Here is a 20850-nt window from a genome sequence, read left to right on the forward strand (position 1 = left end):
CCTCATGCCTCTACGGCGACCGCCGAGCCGGATGCGGACGCAGCATCGGCGGCCGTGACATAGGCGAGCAATGCCGCGAACAGCAGCAAGCCCGCACTGGCCAGGAATGTGCAGGCGAAACCAACACTGTCCAACAGCACGCCGCCAAGGCTGGAACCCAGCGCGATCGAGCACTGCACCACCGCTACCATCAGCCCGCCGCCCGCTTCAGCATTGTTGGTGAACGTGCGTGCCAGCCAGCTCCACCAACCCACCGGCGCAGCCGTGGCCAGCAGACCCCATACCGAAAACAGTACGGCCGTCGGCCAGAGTTGAGGCCCCAGCGCCACGAGCGCCGCGGCAATCACCGCCATCAGGATCGGGACGGCCACCAGTGTGCGATAAAGACCACGCCTGATGAATGCCCCGATCGCGAGCGTGCCCACAACGCCGCTTGCACCAATGGCCAGCAGCACCAGCGGAACGGCGGATTCCCCTGCACCCGTGACCTTTTCCAGGAACGGGCGCACATAGGTGAACAAGGCAAACTGCCCCATGAAGAAGATGCCGCACGCCGCCATTCCCAACATCACCACCCGCCGCCGCAGCAGGGCCAGTACCCCGCCCCGGGATTGCCGTCGTTCCGCGGCCATGGAAGGAAGACACAGCCACTGCCATGCCAGCGCGATGGCGGCCACAGGCAGGAGGCACAGGAATGCCCCACGCCATCCGATCACGCCGCCAAGGTAGCTGCCCAAGGGGGCAGCCACTACCGTTGCCAGCGCGTTGCCGCCATTGAAGATCGCCAGTGCTCGCGGCACCTGCGCTGCTGGCACCAGCCGCATGGCCGTGGCCGCAGACAAGGACCAGAAGCCACCGATCACCACGCCGATCAATGCCCGGCCCATCATGTAGATCGGGTAGCTGGGAGCCAATGCCACCACCACGCCGGATACCGCCATCAATGCGGTGAGCGTCAGCAGCACTGTCTTCCGGTTGATGCTCCCGGCCAAGCGGGAGATCGACAGGCTGGTCAGCACGGCGAAGGCACCAGAGATGGCAATCCCATACCCGGCCAGCCCTTCGCTCACGCCAAGGTCAGCCGCCAAGGGCGTAAGCAGGCTCACCGGCATGAATTCAGAGGCGATCAGTGCGAACACGCACAGCGTCATTGCCAGCACCCCGCCCCAGTTGGCCCGGTCGGCCGTCGCGTCGTTGCTGCTCATTTCCCAGCGAGACCTTGCTGGAAGAACGTCGCCAACCTTGCGAAGGGAATCAGGTCGGTGCGGTCATACAGGTCTACATGACCGGCATCCTTCACCCAGTAGCGCTCCTTCGGCTGCCCTGCCCTGCGGTACGCGTCCTCGCTGAACTCACGCGAGTGGGCGTGGTCGCCAGAGATGAACAGCATCGGTCTGGGCGAGATGGTCTCGATATCGTTGAAGGGGTAGAAATTGACGAACTTGACCAAGCTGCTGAACAGCGGCTGGGTGGTCAAGTCGCTGCGCTCGCCTTCGGCAGTGTAAGCGCCACGCGAGGTGCGGTAGAAATCAAAGAACTCGCGCTGCACTTCGGACGTATCGGCCTCGAGCTTGTTCACGGTGCCAGGTACATGGACTGCCGGCCCACCGTTGAACTCGACCAGACGCTGATCCGTTGCAGCCTTGATCATCTGCCTGCGCTGCTCCAGCGATTGCGCGTGGTTCAGCCCTTGGCGCGCGGCGGCGCCCATGTCATACATGCTGACCGTAGCGATTGCCTTGATGCGCGGGTCGATCTTGGCTGCGCTGATCACGAAACTGCCACTGCCACAGATACCCAGGCCACCAATCCGCTGCGGATCCACGAACGACTGCGTGCTCAGGAAGTCAACCGCCGCGCTGACGTCGTCCGAATAGATTTCCGGCGACACCAGGTGCCGCGGGGTACCGGCGCTCTCTCCCCAGAAGGAAAGATCGATCGCCAGCGTAACGAAGCCCTGCTCAGCCAGCTTCTGCGCGTACAACTGTGAACTCTGCTCCTTCACTGCGCCCATCGGATGACCGACTACCACGGCTGGCGCGCGGGCACCCTGCACCTGCCCCTGAGGCCGGTACAGCGTTCCGACCACCTCCATCTGGTACTGGTTGCGGAAGCTGACGCGCTCGCCCTTTACGCTGGCGCTTCTGTAGAAATTGTCGGCGCCGGCGGTTCTTGCGGCGACCGGTGCCTCGGCGGCCACGGCCGACTGCGGAACGAAATGGCTGGCAATGAGTGCCAGCAGCAGCGTGGTGGGTTTCATGTGCGGACGGCCTCAGTGGGAACTCAGGTCGCCACGATAGGCGGCGCCTGCTACCGCGATAAGCCGGCTGAAAGTTGATGCATTACTGAGTTGAGCTCACAATTGACCCATGAGCAGCGTGAAGACCAACGACCTGCAGGCCTTCCTGGTGGTGGCACAGGAGCAGAGCTTCACCAAGGCTGCTGTTCGCCTGGGGGTGACACCCTCGGCGCTCAGCCACTCCATGCGGCTGCTGGAGGAGCGCCTGGGCATCCGGCTGCTGGCCCGGACCACGCGCAACGTCTCCCCGACCGAGGCGGGCGAGCGCCTGATGCGCTCCATCGCACCGCACTTCGAGGCCATCGGCGCCAGTGTGGAGGCATTGGGGGATCTGCGCGATCGCCCGGCCGGAACCCTGCGGATCTCCTGCACGGACGATTCAATGGAGACCATCATCCGCCCTCGCCTTGCCGGATTCCTCGCCGAGTATCCGGACATCACACTGGAGTTCTACGTCGATTACGGCTTCACCAACGTGGTGGAACAGCGCTTCGACGCCGGCATCCGGCTGGGCGAGGCGCTCAGCAAGGACATGATCGCGGTCAGGGTCGGGCCGGATTGGCGGCTGGTGGTGGTGGGATCGCCCGACTACTTCCAGAAGCATGCCAAGCCAAGGAAGCCCGCCGATATCACGCAACATCGCTGCGTGCACATCCGGCATCGCCCGAATGGCGCGATCTATGCGTGGGAGTTCGAGGAGAAGGGCAAGGAGTTCACCGTGCGCGGCGACGGACCACTGGTGTTCAACAGCATGATCCACGTGATCAATGCCGCCCTGGACGGCCTGGGCCTGGCGTACGTGCCTGAGCCGATGGTGGCCGATCACATTGCCGAGGGCCGGCTGCTTGCCGTGCTCGACAAATGGTGCGTGCCTTTTCCGGGCTATCACCTGTACTACCCGAACCGCCGGCAGCCCTCGCCGGCATTTTCGGCGCTGGTGGGCTGGCTGAAGCGGGACGCTTAAGGTCCGCGGTGGTGCCAGGTCGGACTGAAGCACGGCGGCCTGCATCGCGCGCGCCGGCTGACGGCCCAGACGCACGCGCGCAGGCGCGACTCAGCGATCGGGCACATCCGACAGGCGCGCCATCACAGCCGCCCGGCACGCATCCAGGATTTCGTCTGCCAGCGGCGAATCATCCGGACAGGACCTGGACAGCACCACCGCGCCCACGGCCATGGCCATCAGGGCTATCCGGCGCGCACGCGCCTCCGGGCTGGCGTGCTCGCCCATCGGCTCATCCTCGCCGGCAGGGCGCCCTATCTGGGCTTCAATGCCGGCGGCAAAGGCTGCCTTGACCGTTGCCGGCTGGCGCGCGGCGTCTGCACTCAACGCGGCCATCGTGCAGCCGTGGCCTGGGTCATCCCGATGCTCCCGGGAAAGGTAGTAGCCAAGAAATCCAGCCAGATCCATGCCCGCCGCAGCGTCGGCAGATTGCGCCAGGCCGCAGATGGAGGCTTCGGCCATGAGGTCGGTCTTGGAGCCGAAATGCTTGTAGAAGCCACCGTGGGTAAACCCTGCAGCCGCCATCAGGTCTGCAACGCCCACACCGTCGTAGCCCCGCTCCCTGAAGAGCGTGGATGCGGTTTCGACAATGTGCGCCCGGTTGGCCTGCGCTTGTGCCTTGGTGACCTTCATGACCCGATGCCCCAGGGGCTGTGCTGCGGAAGGACGGCAGTCTAGCACATATGGATTACGTTCATCATCAAACCATTGACATCATGGATTACGGTCATCATCATTGTGGCAACGACCACCAGCCCCACATCAGATGACGACCACGACATTGTTCCAGCCCTACCCCCTTGGCCCACTGACGCTGGCCAACCGTATCGTGATGGCACCGCTGACGCGCAACCGCGCCGATGCCGGCCTGGTGCCCAGCCCGCTGGCGCCCACCTACTACGCCCAACGGGCCTCGGCCGGCCTGATCATCACCGAGGCCACCCAGATCTCGGCCCAGGCCCAGGGCTACCAGGACACGCCCGGGCTCTACACGCAGGATCAGATCGACGGCTGGCGCCAGGTCACCGACGCCGTACACGCACGTGGCGGGCACATCTTCGTGCAGCTCTGGCACGTGGGCCGCATCTCGCACGTGGATCTGCAGCCCGGCCACGCCGCACCCGTCTCCGCCTCGGCCATCCGTGCGCAGACCAAGACGTTCGTGCACAACGGCTTTGTTGATGTGTCCGAGCCGCGCGCATTGGAGATCGACGAACTGCCGGCCATCGTCAACGACTTCCGCCAGGCCGCCGCCAATGCCATCGCCGCCGGCTTCGATGGGGTCGAAATCCACGGTGCGAACGGCTACCTGCTGGAACAGTTCATCAAGGACGGCGCCAACCAGCGCACCGATGCGTACGGCGGTTCGGTCGAGAACCGCGCACGCCTGCTGCTGGAAGTCACCGCCGCCGTGGCCGAGGAGATCGGTGCCGATCGCACCGGTGTGCGCATCTCGCCGGTTTCTCCAGCCAACGCGATTTCCACCGTCAGCGACCCGCAGCCCCAGTACGACTACATCGTCGATCAGCTCAGCGCACTGGGCATCGTGTACCTGCACGTGGTGGAAGGTGCTACCGGCGGCCCGCGCGACGTAGCGCCGTTCGACTTTGACAGCCTGCGCCGACGTTTCACCGGCACTTACCTGGCCAACAATGGCTACGACCTTGAACTGGCCAACGCACGCCTTGCCGCTGGCAATGCAGACCTGATCGCGTTTGGCCGCGGCTTCATCAGCAATCCCGATCTGGTCGAACGCCTGAAAACCGGCGCGCCGTTGAACGCGTTGAATCCAGCGACGTTGTACGGCGGCGGTGCGGAGGGTTACACCGACTACCCCGCATTGACCGATACGGCGCCGCAGTAACCCGTTCGACAGCGCCGCGCTGCACACGCCGTTCGCCCCTTCCAATTCCACGAGACACACCATGAGCCAGCTTCCCACCGTCCTCATCACCGGCGCCTCCAGCGGCATCGGCACCGTTTACGCCGAACGCTTCGCACGCCGCGGCCACGACCTGGTGCTGGTTGCGCGCGACAAGACGCGCCTGGAAACACTGGCCGCGCGCCTGCGCCAGGACACCGGGGTCGCCGTAGACGTCCTGCCGGCCGACCTCACCCAGCGCAGCGATCTGGCCGCCGTGGAAGCCCGCCTGCGTGACGATGCCCGTATCGGCATCCTGATCAACAACGCAGGCATCGCGCAGTCCGGTGGCTTCACCGCGCAATCGGCCGACAGCATCGACCAACTGGTGACACTGAACACCCTCGCCCTGACGCGCCTGGCCGCTGCCATTGCACCGCGATTGGCCACCGCCGGCGAAGGCGCGATCGTCAACATCGGCTCGGTCGTCGGCCTGGCACCGGAGCTTGGCATGACCGTCTACGGCGCGACCAAGGCTTTCGTGCTGTTCCTCTCGCAGGGTCTCAGCCTGGAACTGTCGCCCCAGGGCGTCTACGTGCAGGCCGTCCTGCCGGCGGCCACCCGCACCGAGATCTGGGAGCGTGCCGGCATCGACATCAACACGCTGCCCGAAGTGATGGACGTTGGCGAACTGGTTGATGCAGCCCTGGTCGGCTTTGATCGCCGCGAGACCGTGACCATTCCGCCGCTGCATGTGGCCGCACGCTGGGACACGCTGGAGGCATCGCGCCAGGGCCTGCTCTCGGATCTCCGCCAGGCGCAGGTTGCGGAGCGTTACCGCGCATGAAAGCCTTCCTCATTGACCGGTATGGCAAGAAGGAAACGGGGCACGTCGGTGAGGTACCAACGCCACCGCTGCGCGACGGCGATGTGCTCATCCGCGTGCACGCAGCCAGCGTCAACGCGCTGGACACGAAGATCCGGCGTGGCGAGTTCAAGGCGGTCCTGCCGTATCGCCTGCCGCTGATTCTGGGCAACGACCTGGCCGGTACGGTGGAGCGTGTGGGCGCGGGCGTTTCCCAGTTCAAACCGGGCGATGAGGTATATGCACGTCCCGACGATGATCGCATCGGCACGTTCGCCGAGTTCATCGCGGTCAACGCGGGCTCTGTGGCGCCAAAGCCCGGCAACCTCAGCATGGTGGAGGCCGCCTCGCTGCCGCTGGTCGCACTGACCGCGTGGCAGACGCTTGTGGAAACCGCACAGCTGAAGCCAGGACAGAAGGTCTTCATCCAGGCGGGCTCCGGCGGCGTCGGCACCGTGGCCATCCAATTGGCCAAACATCTGGGAGCCTTCGTGGCGACCACGACCAGCACGGCCAATGTCGCATGGGTGAAGGAGCTGGGCGCGGATGTCGTCATCGATTACAAGCGGCAAGATTTCGCCTCGGAACTCCGCGACTACGATGTGGTGCTCAACAGCCTGGGCAAGGATGAACTGGAGCGCTCTCTGAAGATCCTCAAGCCGGGCGGACATCTCATCTCCATTTCGGGTCCGCCCACGCCCGCCTTTGCGACAACGCGCGGGCTCGCCTGGCCGCTCAAGCAGGTCATGCGTCTGCTCAGCCGTGGCATCCGCAGGAAGGCCAAGCAGAAGGGAGTGACGTATACCTTCGTCTTCATGCGAGCCGATGGGGCGCAATTGAGCACCATCACATCGCTTGTCGAATCCGGCGCGATCGCACCGATCATTGACCGGGTGTTTCCGTTCCAGGACACCCAAGGCGCGTTGGCTTATGTGGAGAGCGGGCGGGCGAAGGGCAAAGTGGTGGTGGAGCTGTAAAGCCGGGGCAGCTCAGGCGCGCGCTATATCATCTTCGCCTTGCGCCGTACGTTCAGGAGCAACGCTTCCTACCCCTTGCCAGACAGCGTGCCGAACGCATCAATGAGCTCGGCACGCTGGTTGGTTTCCGCGAAGAGAAACGCGATCGTGGCATCCTGCATGTTCGTGCAGGAGAACAACGATGCGGGCGACGGGACATCTTCTTGCAGCAACGGCTGTCACGCTGAAGGTCGGCGTGGTGTTCTGGGTACTGGTGGCCTGGCGGACGCCAGGTGGCGAGCCTTGGGACGCGCCTGCATTCTGGACCGTCGTCTATCCCATCGCACTGGGCATCGCCGCCGTTCTAGGCGCCTGTTTTCCCCGGCGGGCGTGGCTTTGGGGACTGTTGCTCATGGTGCTGCAGGTGCCGGTGGTGGCCGTGGTCTCGGGCTTTGGCCCGTTGTTGCTGGCCGGACTGGTATATGCACTGGTGCTGGCATTGCCTGCGATGGTCGTCGCGGCGGCGGCAGGGGCGCTGCGCCGTCGCCTGCGTGGCAGGGTCTGAAAGCTCAGCGCCTCGCCGGCTGCCACCCTGCTCGCATTGCATCCCCGGGGCTGCAGAACATGCGCTCGCCGCGACTCAGATCGATGCTGGTGCGCTCGTAGTCCCGCTGGCCGGGCACGTGGTAGATCTTCTTGCCCTGGCGGGAGATGTTGCCCTTGATGCGGCATCCGCCCGGCGCCGGCTGCGCGGCCACCGGGGCTTGTCGTACCGTCTGGTCACGCTTGCTGCGACGAAAGTCAGCTGGCATCTGGAACGGCCCCTGCCAGAGGTTCCGCTGATGCTGGCGCGCGTCGGCTTCGTCTGCGATGAATGCCGTCGCGTATTGGCGATACGCGACCGCCCAGCCGGAGCGCACCATCCACCGATTGACCGACGTCCCTTGGACAAAGCACTCCGCCACCACCCTGCCGTAGCGGTCGGTGTCCTTGGGCTGGCAACGAATGGTCTTGTCCAGCAGATACGCGTCCAGCACGCCGGCGGACCGCCGGCCACAGGGCCAGGGACGTCCGTCTTTGGCGGTGCATTGCTGGGCGCTTTCCGGCGCATCGATGCCCCAGAGGCGGATGCGCTGCTTGGCCACGGTGAGGGTGTCCCCGTCCGTCACCGTCGCGCGGCCGACCAGCTCTGCTGCCACACCAGGAACCGACGCAGAAACCAGAAGCAACACCACCAAACCCTTCAACACAACAACGACATCCTCTAAGCGCATGCTCGGGTGCGAGCACCAATTCAAACGGGGTGCGACACTCTAGCGGAAGTGGTCGGATGTCGCCTAAATATGAAGCGCCGGACCTGCCGACAACGTCGCCGCGCTCACCCTGACACGGAACGCAATGAGCAGGCTGGCGAGCAGCATCACCGCCGCTGCAACGGTGAGAACAGCAACAATGCCCCCCAGCCCGAACACCAGACCGCCCAAGGCGGCCCCCGCCGCGATGGAGGACTGCACCGCGGCGACCACCATCCCGCCGGCACTCTCGGCCTGGTCAGGCACCGCACGCGCGACCCAGCTCGACCACGCAACCGGCACGCCACCGAAGGCCAGGCCCCACAGCGCGACCAGCATCGCCAGCCCGACAACGCCCACCGGCAACAGGACCATGCCCAGCGCGGCTACCCCAACCAAGGCAGGCATGATCACCAACGTGACTTTCAAGCTGCGCTCCATGAGCCAGCCGGCCAGTAGTGTGCCGACAAAGTTCGCCACGCCGAACCCGAGCAGAATCAGCGCCAGGCCATCGGCGCTCATCTGCCCCAGGCTCTCCAGCGTCGGGCGGATATAGGTGAAGAGCGAGTACTGACCGGTGTGCGCCAGAACGCAGCCCAACATGCCGACCGCAACGCCTGGCCGGCGCAGGAGTCCCACCACCGACTCTGGGGCTGCAGCCTTGCGCGGGGCCATTCGGGGCAGCGTGAACCACTGGAACGCAAACGTGAGTGCACCTACCGCCGTCGCCGCCCAGAAGGCGCTGCGCCAGCCCAGCAGCCCACCGAGGTAGCTCCCCAAGGGAACCGACACCACCGTGCCGACCGCAATGCCGCTGAAGATGATGGACAGTGCGCGAGGCACGCGCTGCGGCGGCACCAACCGCATGGCCACGGCCGCTGCCATGCTCCAGAAACCGCCCAGCGCGATGCCCAGAAGGACGCGCATCACCAGCAGGACGCCCATGCTGGACGACAATGCGACCAAGGCGTTGGAGAGGATCATCAGACCCGTGAAACTCAACAGCACCAAGCGCCTGTCCATCGAACGGGTCAGCCGGGGCACAAGCAGGCCGGCGAACAGGGCCACTACCGCGGTGACCGTCACAGCTTGACCCGCCAACGCCTCCGACACCTCCAGGTCCGCCGCCATTGGCGTCAACAGGCTGGCAGGCAGATATTCGGCCGTGAGCAGCCCGAAGACACCCATGGCCAGCGAAAACACGGCCACCCATGCCGATGACGACGGCTCCCCGCTATCCCGGGTCACAGAATCAGGCGCGACCGCGGTATCCACTACGTTATTGCTCATCAAAGATCCCAGTGCATTCGTGCAGCCGAGAGTCTAGGGAGGCATGGCAGGATGATCTATGATTGTCCGGCCTGTATTTTTGATCGAAACCCCGAGTCGTCTCCATGAGTCACGCCCCACACCTGCCCTCCGACCTGATCAGCGAGCTGCTGACCGGCATGCGGCTGCATGGCGTTCAATACCGACGCATTCAGACCGGGCCGACCTTTGGGCTTGGATTTACCCCGAAGCCCGGGCATGCCTACTTCCATTACGTGGCAGTGGGCACTGCGATTCTTCGTGGCGAGGACGGCAGCCAACACCTGCTCTCCGCCGGGGATGTCGTGCTTCTTCCCCGAGGAGAAGGACACGCGTTGCTGTCGGGCGAGGACCATCCCGTCCAGTGCCTGGAAACGATAGACGCCGCCCCGCTGGGTGACACGGTGAGCGGGATAGACACGTGCCCGAGCACCCATGCCGTGCCAAGCGCCGTGCTTTTCCACGGATGCATGGTGTTCGATCTGGGTGGCATGCAAGGGTTGAGCAAGGTGATGCCGGCGGTGATGTTGGCCGATGGCAACGGCACTCAGTTCCCCGGGCTGTTGCCGATGGTCGACGCGATGAAGCGCGAGGTGTGCTCCGGACGTATTGGATTTGCAGGCATACTCGCCCGACTGGCGGATGCCGTCGCCGCCATGATTGTCCGCGACTGGGTCGAGCGCGGTTGCGACGGCGCATCCGGCTTGGTCATGGCCATGCGCGACCCTCGTCTATCGCTGTCGTTGCTTGCCCTGCACAAAGATCCTGGGCGTGACTGGACCGTCGAAGCGTTGGCTGCAGAATCCAACATCTCACGTTCTGTCTTTGCAGACCGGTTCCAGACCGTTATTGGAACCGCGCCCCTGCGGTACGTGACCGAGCTGCGAATGCAATTGGCGAGTCAATGGCTGACCCACCAAAGCCTCTCCATCGAGGTAGTGGCAGAGCGTCTCGGCTACGCGTCGCAGGCAGCCTTCAGTCGCGCCTACAAGCGCGTCATGGGGCACTCTCCTGGGGCGACTCGGCGCGGGCGCCCCTTGGCCTCGCCATAGTCCACTCACGGCCAGAAGTGGACATCAGCGCTACCCGCGATGAACATCCCTAATCTTCTGAGCTGCCGTCGAATCAACAACCTCTCTCGGCTGCATCCATGGGGCGTGCCGTGAGGTCACCGGCGTTCAATTGTCTTTGGCAGCTCCAAACATGGCACTAGAGTGGGCTATCCCAGCCACATCCAGCGGCCGTGATGCGCTCCTTGGCTAAGCACAATCTGAAGTTCTCACGGCTGTCACCACAAGCCTTTGCTCAGTCGGCCGGTGATCCGTCCCCTTCTTTAGCGGGGTTGACGCGTTTGCGTTTGGTCGCAACGTGCTCTTCGCCGATCGCGTAGAAGTGCGCACCCGCAATGTAGTGGACGCTTCTGAGATCGTCGGGAGCTTCGGCAAAGTGCCAATGGCCCTCTGCAAACACGCGTGCATCAGCCCATGCTCCGACTACCTCCGCCACGAAAAGATCGTGGCGGCCCTGCATCTGCGGCTCCGGAATCAGTCGACATTCGAGCCAGGCAGCACATCCGGACACGAACGGCATGTCTCGTCCGTCCAGGTTCATCAGCTCAACTCCGCAGCGTGCCAACTTATCCGGATCTTCCGTCAGGCTCATATGTCCGACCTGGTAGGTCAGCTCTACCTGAGCGACCGTGGGAACCTGAACGACCAGTCGGCCGCTGAGCTCGACTAGTTCCCGGGTCTTCGCGATCTTGTCCAGGACAACCGTAAGCTTGGGCGGGTCATAGTCCAAGGCGCAGGCCCATGCTGCGGCCATGACGTTGTCCACGGCGTCGTGCCGAGCGGATACCAGGACAGTCGGGCCGTGATTGATCAGTCTATAGGCCTTATCCAGCGGCACTGGCCGTATGTCGGTGCTCATCGCGATGCTCCTATTGTCGTTCCAACGTATCTGCACGCATTGCGCGGATCGGGGCCGCCTCACCTTGGTCGCTCAGAAACGCCGCCAGGCTTTCGTGGCCACCCACAATAAGAGAACGAATGGCCTCCGTCTGCATGCCGTGGGGATCTTGCTGCTGGTTCTCAAAGCTGGCGGTCCACTGGACCACCGACTTTTCCTGACCGTGCAGCGGAATGATCTTCACATGTGCCACATAGTTATCCACTGCAAGCGGCGCCTCCAGGAAACGATAGGAAAAGCTCTGCTGACGCTCGTCCATCATGAGAAGCTGCTCCCGAAGCATCGCCCCGTCGGCCAGAACCAGGCGGCGAATGCATCCGACCACCCCATCCGGCCCGTCGCCCTCTATTTCACTGCTGGGGATGGCGGGGTGCCAATCACTGATCGCACCAAAGCGCTTGAGCACACTCCAGACGGAATCCGAATTGCTGTTGATAATGGCGTTGTATTGAACCTGAGGCATTCTTTTCTCCTGGTGGCACAGGGCTCACCTGCAGCAATGTTTGGGTTGAGCGGATGACTTCAGATCATCTGCTCGGAAGTGACAATGTGAGTGCCCGGGACCTGACCTACTGCTGCATTGAGCAGCTGTGCTGCGATCGCCTGTGGCAGATTCAGGCGCAGGCGTTTGGGCAGAATTAGGCCGATAAGCTTCAAGGCCATCACCAGGGCTCGTTCGATCAAACGAAATGCCTCGCGATCTCCGCCGATCACTCCAGGCCGAACATAGGTGAGCGACTCAAATCCCAACGTGGACAGGTCATGCTCCAGCTCAGCCTTCACCCGGTTGTAGAAGAAGCGAGACCTGCGGTTGGCTCCTGTTGCCGAGGTGAGCACGAATGCCGGCGCACCGTGCGCGCGTGCGAACCGCGCGACGCTCAGTGGATAGTGGTGATCAACCTTTCGAAACTCGGCCTTTGATCCCGCAGCACGAATCGTCGTACCCAACGCACAGATCACTGCGTCGACTTCCCACCAGCTGGCCTTCTCATCGAGCGCGTCAAAGTTGGTGATAGTTGGCGCGATCAACTTGTGGGGGAATGGCGCGCCTGACGGGCGCGACGACACGTCCAATGCGGGGATCGGACAGTGCCTGCTGCAGCACATGCCGGCCGACGTGCCCGGTGGCGCCGAGCAACAGCAGGCGCATCACGCCCCCAGAGCGTTCGTGCCCGTTCGTTCGTTGGCAAGACGACGGACGGATTCGGCCACGGGTGTCGAACCCTGGGTGAGCTCGATGATGATGCGCGACACCGAAGGGTTCTCGATAATTTCCAGCAGCGTCGCTGCAACGTCGTCACGACTGACATCCCCGTACGGGATAGCCAAGCCAGTGCGGACTTTGCCGGTTCCCGGCGAGTCAAGCAGCGTGCCAGGGCGAAGGATTACCCAGTCCAGTGCGCTCTCAGCAAGGTGGACGTCAGCCAGTTTTTTGACCGCCATGTAGTTCTCGAACGTCTCCGATACGTCCTTGCCGCGGAACGATTCCGGAAATGCGGAGACGAGGATGAAGCGCATCACGCCGGCCTGCTTGGCTGCGGCAACCGCAAGCTCCAGCCCTCGGCCATCAATGGCGTTGGTCATCTCCGCCCCGCCTTGACCACCGGCCCCCGCAGTGAACACCACAACATCGCTGCCCGCCATCATTTTAGAAAGGGCTGCGACGTTCAGCTCGGTAAGACTCCCCAGTACCGCCTTGGCGCCCAACCGCTCCAAGTCAGCTGCCTGCTCCACATGTCGGATCAGTGAAAGTACCTCGTGCCCACGCGTGCTTAGCTGGCGGGCCAGGCGACGCCCGACCTTTCCCGCGCCGCCGATAATGAATGCTCGTGTCATTTTCGTCTTCCGTCATCTGGTAGTGGGCAATGCGCAGATCAACCCTGTAGAGCCGAATCAGGCTTCGAACTGGTGATAGACCTTTGCAATGACCTGCCATTGCCCATCCATACGGATCAGGGTCAGATAGTCGTTGTAGTCAGCGCCGATAGCGTCTTTCTCCATGTCTACGCGCACAACTGCAGTGGTTGGCGTAATCGCAAGCACGTCCAAGCGAGTGGTGATGTCGGGCGCCCGACCATTCTTCTCAACGAAGGCGTACAGGTTGGAGATCGGCCCACCCAGCAGTTCGCCATTGGTGAAGCCGTACATCACTGCGTTCTTGTGGAATGCCTCGGCAACCGCTTCAGTGCTGCCAATACGCAGTCCGTCAACGTACTTCTGGGCGACCGCGATGACGGCGTTGTATTCGCTGGTCGGTACAGCCTTGATGTTCTTGCTCATGATCTTCTCCAATGTTTCGGTGCGAAGCACTTGAGTGGATGGCGCCACGATGTTCTTCGTGGCGCCGGGTGTGATTAGGGAGCGACGTGGGTGTGGTAGATCTTGCTGACCACAGTCCATTGACCTTCAACCTTCAGCAGGTTGAAGAAATCGGTGAAGCAGAAGCCGGAGATGTCATTGGTATCGATGCGGGCACTTGCAGCCGTGCCGACGATGTCGATGTTGACGATCACGCCCTGCGCTTCCGGCGACGGCCGGAAGGCCGTGTCAATCGTGTCGAACAGACCCTGGATGGGTCCACCGACCAGCTTGCTTTCGACATCGACGCCAAAGATGGTGGCTTGCTCACTGAAGGCGGGCTTCATGACGCTGCTCTTGGCCTGCTTACCACCCTCGTTGTACTTGTTCAGCACCTCGACGATGGCCTGGTATTCCTGCACATAGGTGGGCTTGCTCATTGCTTTCTCCTGGATGGATGCGATGGGGATGGGTGAGGGCCACTACGGCCCGAGGTACTTCTATGAAGCGATCAGGCCGCTGCTGTCTGCGCGTCGGGTTGTCGCGGTCCCAGCTGGCGAAGCCGGGCCTCTCGGCCGTTGAGCCACCAGCCCGCCTGGACATGCCAGTGGGAATAGGGAAGCTCCGGATCGACTGCTCCCAACGCCCTTTTCGCGTGATGAGCGAAGCTGGGATTACGCAGCGCTTCGCGCCCGATGGCGACGATGTCGGCTTGTCCAGAGACGATTAGATCTTCAGCTTGATGCCAGTCAACGATCAGGCCGACGGCCATGGTTTCCATGCCCGCGTCGTGACGGATACGCTCGGAGAATGGCGCCTGGAAGCCGTACCCGTTGGGATACTCGAAGATACCGAAGCCGCCGGAAGAACAGTCAATGACATCCACGCCCAGATGCTTGAGCTGCTTGCCCAGCTCGACGCTGTCTTCAATGGTCCAGCCCTGGCGACTTCCGTCCACGGCCGAGAGCCGGACAAACAGGGGTTTGTCTGACGGCCATACCTCGCGGACCTCGCGCGCGATCTCCAGTGGAAGCCGCGTCCGGTTCTCATAGGATCCGCCGTACGAATCATTGCGATCGTTGGTGAGCGGAGACATGAACGCGTTGACCAGGAAGCCGTGTGCGTAGTGCAGCTCCAGCACCTCGAAGCCTGCCTCTACAGCGCGCTTGGCTGCACTGACGAAGCTGTCCTTCACCCGCTGGATTCCATTGGCATCCAGCGGCGTGGGCGTCAGCCAGCCATCAGCAACCGGACGATCGGTGGGTGAGACAACGGGCCAGGGATACTCCCCACGCGCCGCATCGCCTTCGTCCATGGGGCCGTTCCCCTGGAAGGCGCGCTGCATGCTGGCCTTGGGACCGGCGTGGCCTATCTGAATACCCGACACAGCACCGTGGGACTTGGCGAAATCTGCAATCCGCTTCAGGCCCTCCACATGATCGTCGCTCCAGATACCCAGGTCGCCATGGGTGATGCGGCCTTCCGGCAGCACAGCGGTGGCCTCAAGCATCACCAGGCCAAAGCCGCCGAGGGCAAACCGACCATAGTGGACGGTGTGATAGTCATTGGCGAAGCCGTCTTTTGCGGTGTATTGGCACATTGGACTCAGTGCCAGTCGGTTTCGCAGCGTTACCCCGCGTAGGGTCAGGGGCTCAAACAGCTTGCTCATCATTCATCTCTTCTTCGATTGATTTACTGATTGCGTGGCGCGCCAGACCTGCCACGACAACGATCGCCACAAGCGCGGCGCCGAATCCCAGCCAGGTCAGCCACTGCATTTCGGAGGGCGGACCCGCTCGTCCCCGGAGGATTTGCTCCACGTTGGATGCAAGGGAGCCGAGGTAGGCGTAGAGGAACGTTCCGGGCAGAAGGCCCAGCCAAGAGGCCCAGAGGAAATCCTTGCTGGAGACACGACTTGCGCCCAAGGCGTAGCTCAGCGGCGCAAAGGGCACGATCAAAGCAAGCCGCAGCAAGAGGACCAGCCGGAGCCCTTGGCCTGCCACCGCCTTATCTACAGCGCTGAGCTGCCTACTCCGGTGCAGGCGCCGACGCACCCAAGGGCGAGCGAGGTGCCGACCGATCAAGAAGGCAAGCGCGGCCGATGCGATGCCTGCCGGTGAGATCAAAAATGCCCCCCAGATCGGTCCGTACAGATAGCCGGCGATCGCCGTCAGCGGCGAAGCCGGTACCAGTGCGGCCGCGGCCAGGACGAAGACCAGCCCAAACGCGACCGCACCGACAAGCCCTTGGCCGCGCAGCCCGTCGACTATCTGGCTCACTTCGTTGGAAACAGACTCAATCACCTATCGATTCCTATGCGCTGGCGGGGGGCGGTAGATCAGCCCCTACGGACCACCTGCATCAATATGTTAGTGACCACTACACAATGGCGATATTGTATAGTGGCCGCTACAGATGATGTCAAGTGGGCCATTGACCCTCAGGTGAAGCACCCGATGAACGGTGAAAAATCTCCCGCCCTCCCCCCGCGTACAAAGGGCCGTCCGCGTGCCTTCGATCGAGATCAGGCGCTGAATCAGGCGCTGGATGTGTTTTGGCGCCGGGGCTACGAATTGGCCTCGGTGGCTGATCTGTGTGCGGTTATGGGCATCAATCCCCCTAGCCTCTACTCGGCATTCGGGAACAAGGCGAAGCTGTTCCTTGAAGCCGTCGATTTCTACGAGGCGCGCTATTGGGATGCGACGTGGCAGCGCTTGGAGACCTGCCAGGAGATCCATCTGGGCATTGCCGAGTTCTTTGACGAGGCCGCACACATCCTGCTCTCCCCGCAGGCGCCTTGCGGCTGCCTGGTCGCGTTGGCAGCCACCAACGTCTCTGAGGAATCGGTAGAGGTGCGGTCCGCGATCGATGCTCTGCGCCTGGAAGGAAAGCTCGCCTTCGCCACGCGACTTGAGCGTGCCGTCAAGGAAGGTCAGCTTCCCCTGGACGCTGACTGCACGGCGCTGGCTGGCGGGCTGAACACCATGCTTGAGGGCATGTCCATCCAAGCCAGAGACGGGTTGTCACTGGCGCAGATGCGCGCCATCGGGGCGCTGGCGGCTCGCTTGCTACCGGACCGCACAGAGAGCGGCGGAGTTGCATGATGCCGGCGTTGCTGCCCGAAGTTTCCGCCCGGCTCGGATCGTTCGCATGTTGAAGCGCGATGAGCTCGTTTCCTGGCTCTATCTGGATCACTTCAAGGCATTGCCACCAGATGCGGTCTGGAGTGGCAAAGAGCTGGCTGTTTCCAGAGAGGCTTTCCTGGCCGCCCGTCCAGCGTCGGCAGCGGACATCTGGCTGTTCGCCTATGGATCACTCATCTGGAACCCGACCCTGCAGTTTGAAGAGCGGGCCAAGGGCAAACTCCGCGGCTGGCATCGAAGCTTCTGTATGCATCTGATCGCGGGGCGCGCCACGCTCGAGCAGCCCGGCCGCATGCTTTCTCTTGAACCAGGCGGGTACGTCGAGGGCATCGCCTATCGACTACCGCGGGACGCCAGTGACGATGAGCTGGCAGCCATCTGGCTTCGGGAGATGATCACCGGTGCGTACGTCCCACAGTGGCTGGATATAGAACTGGACGACGGGCGTATCCAGCCTGCAGTTGTTTTCACCGCCAGCACGCAGCCGCAGCACTGGTGTCCCGACTCAAGCCCCGAAGCTGTAGCGTCATCCATCGGAGCTGCGGCAGGCCCGCTAGGTACCAACGTCGACTACGTTCGACTTCTGGCCACGGCGTTGGTCAGCGAAGGATTCAACGACGACTACGTCAATCGAGTCCTGGCCTTGCTGCCCGGCAGGGAGCATGAGGCGCTGGATGAAAGCGCCTGCGCGTAGTAGCCGTCTCAGGTACCCGGCAGAACTGGTAAAGCCCACAGGCACCCCACCACAAAGCCCTCCGAGAACTGAACAGGCCGGACATAGTTAGTAGACGACCGGTCAGTATTTGCCTCACACTAGCGCCCATGCCCAAGAAGCCAGCCACCGATACGCGTCAGCACATCCTGGATGTCGCTCGCACCCTCATGACTGCCAAAGGCTATACGGCAGTGGGCCTGGCAGAGGTGGTCGCGGCCGCGGGCGTTCCCAAAGGGTCCTTCTACTACTACTTCAAGTCCAAGGAAGAATTTGGACAGGCACTTCTGGATGAGTATTTCTCGGAGTACCTCGGCCGTGTTGACGGGATCTTGGGCTCAGCGTCCCCTGCTCGCGAACGACTGATTGCCTACTTTGAGTACTGGAGCCAGACACAGGGTTCGGTTCTGCCCGAAGGAAAGTGCCTGGTAGTGAAGCTTGGACCGGAGGTCTGTGACCTTTCTGAAGACATGCGTGGCGTGCTTGAAAGGGGCACAAGCGCCATTGTCAGCAGGCTGGTTCGCTGTATCGAGCAGGGCCATGCCGACGGTTCCATTGCAGCTACCGTCCAGGCGCAAACCACAGCCGAAGGGCTCTATCAGCTTTGGCTGGGGGCTTCCTTGATGGCCAAGGTCACCCACACTGCATCTCCGTTCGAGGGAGCCCTGTCCTCTTCCCTCAAGCTGCTGAGCTAACCCCATTTTTTTCCCATTTTTATAGACGACCGGTCAACTATATGAACATCACCATCGATAATGGCAAGCGCACAGACCTCTTCGACGCGGTCAGCGTGGGCAGCATTGAACTGAAGAACCGCATCGTCATGGCCCCGGTTACCCGCAGCCGCTATGAAGAAGACGGCATCCCCAACGAACTCCATGCCACCTACTACGCCCAGCGAGCCAGTGCCGGCATGATCGTTGCGGAGGCGACCAACATCTCTGCCCAAGGGCGCGGCTATGCTGCAACCCCCGGCATCTGGAGTGAGCAGCAAGTTGCCGGCTGGAAAAAGGTTACCGATGCGGTGCATGCCGCGGGCGGCAAGATCGTGAGCCAGCTGTGGCACGTTGGCCGTTTCTCCAGTGTTGAACTGCAGCCTGATGGTGCCGCGCCGGTTGCGCCTTCGGCGATCAAGGCAGAGGGCAACACCTACACGACGGAAGGCTTCGTCCCGGTCTCCATGCCGCGCGCCCTGAAGACCGACGAGATCCCCGGCATCATCGAGCAGTACAAGAAGGCTGCGGAGAATGCCAAGCGCGCCGGCTTTGATGGCGTGGAAGTCCATTCGGCCAACAGCTATCTGCTTGACCAGTTCCTGCGCGACTCCACCAATCAGCGTACGGACCGCTACGGTGGATCCATCGAAAATCGCGCACGCTTGACGCTGGAAGTCACCGAGGAGATCGTCAAGATCTGGGGCAGTGACCGCGTGGGCATCCGCCTCTCTCCGGTAACCCCCGATGCCGGCAATACTCGGCCGGACAGCAATGTCATGGCTCTGCACGGCTACCTCATCGAAAAGCTCAATGCTTTCAACCTGGCATACCTGCACTTCGTGGAAGGCGCCACCGCGACCAGCCGCACTGTTCCTGAAGGCGTGGACATGGATGCCCTGAGCGGCCTGTTCAACGGCCACTTCATCGGCAACAACAACTACGACCTGGAGATGGCAATTGAGCGCCGTGCCAGCGGGAAGATCGACTCCGTCGCCTTCGGTCGCCTCTTCATCTCCAACCCCGATCTGGTCGAACGCCTGCGCCGTGGCGCTGAACTGACCATTGCACCGCGTGAGTCGTACTACGGCGGCGGCGCCAAGGGCTACACGGACTGGCCGAACGGCAACTACTGAGCCGCCATTGCGGCGTCTTGCAAAGACAACCTGGAGAGATTCTGATGAATGATCCGCGGACTAACAGACTTGGTAACTCACAAACCCTGGTAAGCCCCATCGGGCTTGGCATGGTGGGCATGGCTGGCTTCAACAACAAGGTCAACTATCGGCAGGTTGAAGAGGCCATCGACGCAGCCTACCAAGGCGGCATCCGTCACTTCGACGCAGCACCGTTCTATGGCTACGGCAAGGCCGAGTACTACCTCGGCCACGCGCTCCGTGAACTTGGTATTCGAGACAAGGTGACACTGAGCACTAAGGCAGGCAGGGTCCTGCGACCCGCCAACCGCTTCACCGAGTTGAAGGATCGATACTCCATCGGCTGGGTCGATCCGCTCCCGTTTTTCGCCGAGTACGACTACTCCTACGATGGCATCATGCGCTCGTTCGAGGGCAGTCAGTTCCGGTTGGGCGTAGATTTCATCGAGATCCTGCTTATGCACGACGTTGGCGAGGCCTGGCACGGCGACGAAGCGGATATCTACTGGCGCCAGCTTGCAGGCAGCGGCTACAAGGCCCTGGAGGAGCTCCGCTCCAACGGTCTCGTATCGGCCGTTGGCTTGGGCGTCAATGATACCGACTCGGTGCTTCGTGCCTCGTCGGAGTTCGGCTTTGACTGCGCGCTTATCGCTGGCCGCTACTCGCTGCTCAACCATGGCCCGCTTGACGGTGCCTTTGATGAGCTCAAACGACGCGGGGTCGGGATCATTGCCGCCGGCGTCTTCAACTCAGGGATCCTGGCCACCGGCACCAAGGCCGGGACAGCAATGTATGACTACCAGAAGGTGCCGCCGGAAATCCTCTCGCGGGTGCAGGCGATCGAAGCAGTCGCAGAACGTCACGGCGTGAGCCTGGTAGCGGCCGCGATCGAATTCGTCCGTAAGCATCCTGCAGTAACGGAGGTCTTGTTAGGGGCGCAGAACGCCGATGCGGTGCGCCAGAACATTGCCGCCGCCAGCGCAGTCGCTCCCGCCGAATTCTGGGCTGAGCTCAAGTCTGAAGGCATCATCCCCGCGAAAGCCCCCACCGCCTGACCCGTCGGATCTCTCGAGGGGTTGTGGGTTCAGAACTGAGTCGGCCCTTACTAATGGGCCGACTACTTGCTGATAAATGGACAGCGTTGCCAGCAGGAGCTGAAGCCCGAAGCCTCGCCACTCCGCAGGAGGATTCCGGCCTACCATCTCCGCATGCCTGAGAAGACTCTCTGGCGAGCTGACCAGCTAGGAACCCATGCGCTGTTCGGGTTGCGCCATT

At 62.6% G+C, this 20850-nt stretch carries 24 protein-coding genes; 11 read left to right on the forward strand and 13 right to left on the reverse strand.

The features are described from left to right. Nucleotides 1–2: 2 nt before the first annotated feature. Both AB4Y98_RS01155 and AB4Y98_RS01160 read right to left on the reverse strand, forming a co-directional pair. On the reverse strand, nt 3–1205 hold the full coding sequence (locus tag AB4Y98_RS01155; protein WP_442243560.1) for an MFS transporter: 1203 nt from the start codon (nt 1203–1205) through the stop codon (nt 3–5). Further along, entirely contained in the window at nt 1202–2260 is a 1059-nt protein-coding gene (locus AB4Y98_RS01160) for an alpha/beta hydrolase (RefSeq protein WP_442243561.1), read from the reverse strand. Before AB4Y98_RS01160 ends, AB4Y98_RS01155 begins: the two co-directional genes overlap by 4 nt. Before the next feature lie 109 nt (nt 2261–2369). Between AB4Y98_RS01160 and AB4Y98_RS01165 the strand changes: the two genes are divergently transcribed. After that, nucleotides 2370–3263 (forward strand): LysR family transcriptional regulator, encoded by an 894-nt coding sequence (locus AB4Y98_RS01165; RefSeq protein ID WP_180167112.1) that lies wholly within the window; start codon nt 2370–2372, stop codon nt 3261–3263. A gap of 90 nt (nt 3264–3353) precedes the next feature. On the opposite strand, the gene AB4Y98_RS01170 is transcribed toward AB4Y98_RS01165, so the two are convergent. Beyond that, on the reverse strand, nt 3354–3935 hold the full coding sequence (locus AB4Y98_RS01170) for a TetR/AcrR family transcriptional regulator (RefSeq protein WP_229978847.1): 582 nt from the start codon (nt 3933–3935) through the stop codon (nt 3354–3356). 133 nt (nt 3936–4068) lie between these two features. Between AB4Y98_RS01170 and AB4Y98_RS01175 the strand changes: the two genes are divergently transcribed. The 4 genes from AB4Y98_RS01175 (at nt 4069) to AB4Y98_RS01190 (ending at nt 7549) form a co-directional block, all read left to right on the forward strand. Then, a complete protein-coding gene (locus AB4Y98_RS01175; protein WP_229978848.1) occupies nt 4069–5166 on the forward strand; it encodes an alkene reductase in 1098 nt (365 codons plus the stop codon). Between the two features lie 61 nt (nt 5167–5227). Further along, a complete protein-coding gene (locus tag AB4Y98_RS01180; protein ID WP_442243562.1) occupies nt 5228–6010 on the forward strand; it encodes an SDR family NAD(P)-dependent oxidoreductase in 783 nt (260 codons plus the stop codon). Beyond that, complete coding sequence (locus tag AB4Y98_RS01185; protein ID WP_442243563.1) at nt 6007–7005, forward strand: NADP-dependent oxidoreductase; 999 nt, start codon at nt 6007–6009, stop codon at nt 7003–7005. The genes AB4Y98_RS01180 and AB4Y98_RS01185 overlap by 4 nt, the downstream gene beginning before the upstream one ends. 181 nt (nt 7006–7186) lie before the next feature. Further along, nucleotides 7187–7549 carry a hypothetical protein gene (locus AB4Y98_RS01190; RefSeq protein ID WP_442243564.1) on the forward strand — a complete coding sequence of 121 codons (363 nt, stop codon included), beginning with the start codon at nt 7187–7189 and terminating at the stop codon, nt 7547–7549. A gap of 4 nt (nt 7550–7553) precedes the next feature. Here AB4Y98_RS01190 and AB4Y98_RS01195 read toward each other — a convergent pair whose 3' ends face one another. Further along, nucleotides 7554–8258 carry a thermonuclease family protein gene (locus AB4Y98_RS01195; protein ID WP_442243565.1) on the reverse strand — a complete coding sequence of 235 codons (705 nt, stop codon included), beginning with the start codon at nt 8256–8258 and terminating at the stop codon, nt 7554–7556. Nucleotides 8259–8321: 63 nt separating this feature from the next. Then, nucleotides 8322–9566, reverse strand: coding sequence for an MFS transporter (locus AB4Y98_RS01200; protein WP_442243566.1), 1245 nt, complete (start codon nt 9564–9566; stop codon nt 8322–8324). Between the two features lie 104 nt (nt 9567–9670). Between AB4Y98_RS01200 and AB4Y98_RS01205 the strand changes: the two genes are divergently transcribed. Next, entirely contained in the window at nt 9671–10636 is a 966-nt protein-coding gene (locus tag AB4Y98_RS01205; RefSeq protein WP_442243567.1) for an AraC family transcriptional regulator, read from the forward strand. 253 nt (nt 10637–10889) lie between these two features. On the opposite strand, the gene AB4Y98_RS01210 is transcribed toward AB4Y98_RS01205, so the two are convergent. The 8 genes from AB4Y98_RS01210 to AB4Y98_RS01245 all read right to left on the reverse strand — a co-directional run bounded on the left by AB4Y98_RS01210 (nt 10890) and on the right by AB4Y98_RS01245 (nt 16153). Continuing rightward, nucleotides 10890–11513 (reverse strand): flavin reductase family protein, encoded by a 624-nt coding sequence (locus tag AB4Y98_RS01210; protein WP_442243568.1) that lies wholly within the window; start codon nt 11511–11513, stop codon nt 10890–10892. A 10-nt stretch (nt 11514–11523) separates the two neighbouring features. Further along, a complete protein-coding gene (locus AB4Y98_RS01215) occupies nt 11524–12015 on the reverse strand; it encodes an SRPBCC family protein (protein WP_442243569.1) in 492 nt (163 codons plus the stop codon). A 59-nt stretch (nt 12016–12074) separates the two neighbouring features. Then, nucleotides 12075–12620 (reverse strand): NAD-dependent dehydratase, encoded by a 546-nt coding sequence (locus AB4Y98_RS01220; RefSeq protein ID WP_442243570.1) that lies wholly within the window; start codon nt 12618–12620, stop codon nt 12075–12077. Nucleotides 12621–12701: 81 nt separating this feature from the next. Beyond that, nucleotides 12702–13388, reverse strand: a complete 687-nt coding sequence (locus AB4Y98_RS01225; RefSeq protein WP_442243571.1) for an NAD(P)-binding oxidoreductase — start codon at nt 13386–13388, stop codon at nt 12702–12704. Nucleotides 13389–13445: 57 nt separating this feature from the next. After that, nucleotides 13446–13832, reverse strand: a complete 387-nt coding sequence (locus AB4Y98_RS01230) for a nuclear transport factor 2 family protein (RefSeq protein WP_442243572.1) — start codon at nt 13830–13832, stop codon at nt 13446–13448. Nucleotides 13833–13906: 74 nt separating this feature from the next. Beyond that, nucleotides 13907–14290, reverse strand: a complete 384-nt coding sequence (locus AB4Y98_RS01235) for a nuclear transport factor 2 family protein (RefSeq protein ID WP_442243573.1) — start codon at nt 14288–14290, stop codon at nt 13907–13909. A 71-nt stretch (nt 14291–14361) separates the two neighbouring features. Further along, nucleotides 14362–15519 (reverse strand): NADH:flavin oxidoreductase/NADH oxidase, encoded by a 1158-nt coding sequence (locus AB4Y98_RS01240; RefSeq protein ID WP_442243574.1) that lies wholly within the window; start codon nt 15517–15519, stop codon nt 14362–14364. Then, the gene (locus AB4Y98_RS01245; protein WP_442243575.1) at nt 15503–16153 is read right to left on the reverse strand and encodes a TVP38/TMEM64 family protein; all 651 of its coding nucleotides are present in this window, start codon (nt 16151–16153) and stop codon (nt 15503–15505) included. The genes AB4Y98_RS01240 and AB4Y98_RS01245 overlap by 17 nt, the downstream gene beginning before the upstream one ends. A gap of 153 nt (nt 16154–16306) precedes the next feature. Here AB4Y98_RS01245 and AB4Y98_RS01250 point away from each other — a divergent pair, with 153 nt between their 5' ends. The 5 genes from AB4Y98_RS01250 to AB4Y98_RS01270 all read left to right on the forward strand — a co-directional run bounded on the left by AB4Y98_RS01250 (nt 16307) and on the right by AB4Y98_RS01270 (nt 20630). Beyond that, complete coding sequence (locus tag AB4Y98_RS01250) at nt 16307–16954, forward strand: TetR/AcrR family transcriptional regulator (RefSeq protein WP_442243576.1); 648 nt, start codon at nt 16307–16309, stop codon at nt 16952–16954. Between the two features lie 46 nt (nt 16955–17000). Then, nucleotides 17001–17687 carry a gamma-glutamylcyclotransferase gene (locus AB4Y98_RS01255; protein ID WP_442243577.1) on the forward strand — a complete coding sequence of 229 codons (687 nt, stop codon included), beginning with the start codon at nt 17001–17003 and terminating at the stop codon, nt 17685–17687. 128 nt (nt 17688–17815) lie between these two features. Then, nucleotides 17816–18400 (forward strand): TetR/AcrR family transcriptional regulator, encoded by a 585-nt coding sequence (locus AB4Y98_RS01260; protein ID WP_442243578.1) that lies wholly within the window; start codon nt 17816–17818, stop codon nt 18398–18400. Between the two features lie 41 nt (nt 18401–18441). Beyond that, on the forward strand, nt 18442–19554 hold the full coding sequence (locus AB4Y98_RS01265) for an alkene reductase (protein ID WP_442243579.1): 1113 nt from the start codon (nt 18442–18444) through the stop codon (nt 19552–19554). A gap of 44 nt (nt 19555–19598) precedes the next feature. Beyond that, complete coding sequence (locus AB4Y98_RS01270; RefSeq protein WP_442243580.1) at nt 19599–20630, forward strand: aldo/keto reductase; 1032 nt, start codon at nt 19599–19601, stop codon at nt 20628–20630. The last annotated feature ends 220 nt before the right edge of the window (nt 20631–20850 follow it).

This window comes from Stenotrophomonas sp. 2YAF26 (assembly GCF_052114625.1).
Lineage (GTDB): Bacteria > Pseudomonadota > Gammaproteobacteria > Xanthomonadales > Xanthomonadaceae > Stenotrophomonas > Stenotrophomonas indicatrix.

Coding starts and splice junctions, on each gene's coding strand:
- AB4Y98_RS01225 (WP_442243571.1), bottom strand. CDS start 13,388: ATGACACGAGCATTCATTATCGGCGGCGCGGGAAAGGTCGGGCGTCGC.
- AB4Y98_RS01235 (WP_442243573.1), bottom strand. CDS start 14,290: ATGAGCAAGCCCACCTATGTGCAGGAATACCAGGCCATCGTCGAGGTG.
- AB4Y98_RS01250 (WP_442243576.1), top strand. CDS start 16,307: ATGAACGGTGAAAAATCTCCCGCCCTCCCCCCGCGTACAAAGGGCCGT.
- AB4Y98_RS01155 (WP_442243560.1), bottom strand. CDS start 1,205: ATGAGCAGCAACGACGCGACGGCCGACCGGGCCAACTGGGGCGGGGTG.
- AB4Y98_RS01215 (WP_442243569.1), bottom strand. CDS start 12,015: ATGCCTCAGGTTCAATACAACGCCATTATCAACAGCAATTCGGATTCC.
- AB4Y98_RS01210 (WP_442243568.1), bottom strand. CDS start 11,513: ATGAGCACCGACATACGGCCAGTGCCGCTGGATAAGGCCTATAGACTG.
- AB4Y98_RS01260 (WP_442243578.1), top strand. CDS start 17,816: ATGCCCAAGAAGCCAGCCACCGATACGCGTCAGCACATCCTGGATGTC.
- AB4Y98_RS01195 (WP_442243565.1), bottom strand. CDS start 8,258: ATGCGCTTAGAGGATGTCGTTGTTGTGTTGAAGGGTTTGGTGGTGTTG.
- AB4Y98_RS01205 (WP_442243567.1), top strand. CDS start 9,671: ATGAGTCACGCCCCACACCTGCCCTCCGACCTGATCAGCGAGCTGCTG.
- AB4Y98_RS01160 (WP_442243561.1), bottom strand. CDS start 2,260: ATGAAACCCACCACGCTGCTGCTGGCACTCATTGCCAGCCATTTCGTT.
- AB4Y98_RS01240 (WP_442243574.1), bottom strand. CDS start 15,519: ATGAGCAAGCTGTTTGAGCCCCTGACCCTACGCGGGGTAACGCTGCGA.
- AB4Y98_RS01185 (WP_442243563.1), top strand. CDS start 6,007: ATGAAAGCCTTCCTCATTGACCGGTATGGCAAGAAGGAAACGGGGCAC.
- AB4Y98_RS01230 (WP_442243572.1), bottom strand. CDS start 13,832: ATGAGCAAGAACATCAAGGCTGTACCGACCAGCGAATACAACGCCGTC.
- AB4Y98_RS01270 (WP_442243580.1), top strand. CDS start 19,599: ATGAATGATCCGCGGACTAACAGACTTGGTAACTCACAAACCCTGGTA.
- AB4Y98_RS01255 (WP_442243577.1), top strand. CDS start 17,001: ATGTTGAAGCGCGATGAGCTCGTTTCCTGGCTCTATCTGGATCACTTC.
- AB4Y98_RS01175 (WP_229978848.1), top strand. CDS start 4,069: ATGACGACCACGACATTGTTCCAGCCCTACCCCCTTGGCCCACTGACG.
- AB4Y98_RS01190 (WP_442243564.1), top strand. CDS start 7,187: ATGCGGGCGACGGGACATCTTCTTGCAGCAACGGCTGTCACGCTGAAG.
- AB4Y98_RS01165 (WP_180167112.1), top strand. CDS start 2,370: ATGAGCAGCGTGAAGACCAACGACCTGCAGGCCTTCCTGGTGGTGGCA.
- AB4Y98_RS01200 (WP_442243566.1), bottom strand. CDS start 9,566: ATGAGCAATAACGTAGTGGATACCGCGGTCGCGCCTGATTCTGTGACC.
- AB4Y98_RS01180 (WP_442243562.1), top strand. CDS start 5,228: ATGAGCCAGCTTCCCACCGTCCTCATCACCGGCGCCTCCAGCGGCATC.
- AB4Y98_RS01265 (WP_442243579.1), top strand. CDS start 18,442: ATGAACATCACCATCGATAATGGCAAGCGCACAGACCTCTTCGACGCG.
- AB4Y98_RS01170 (WP_229978847.1), bottom strand. CDS start 3,935: ATGAAGGTCACCAAGGCACAAGCGCAGGCCAACCGGGCGCACATTGTC.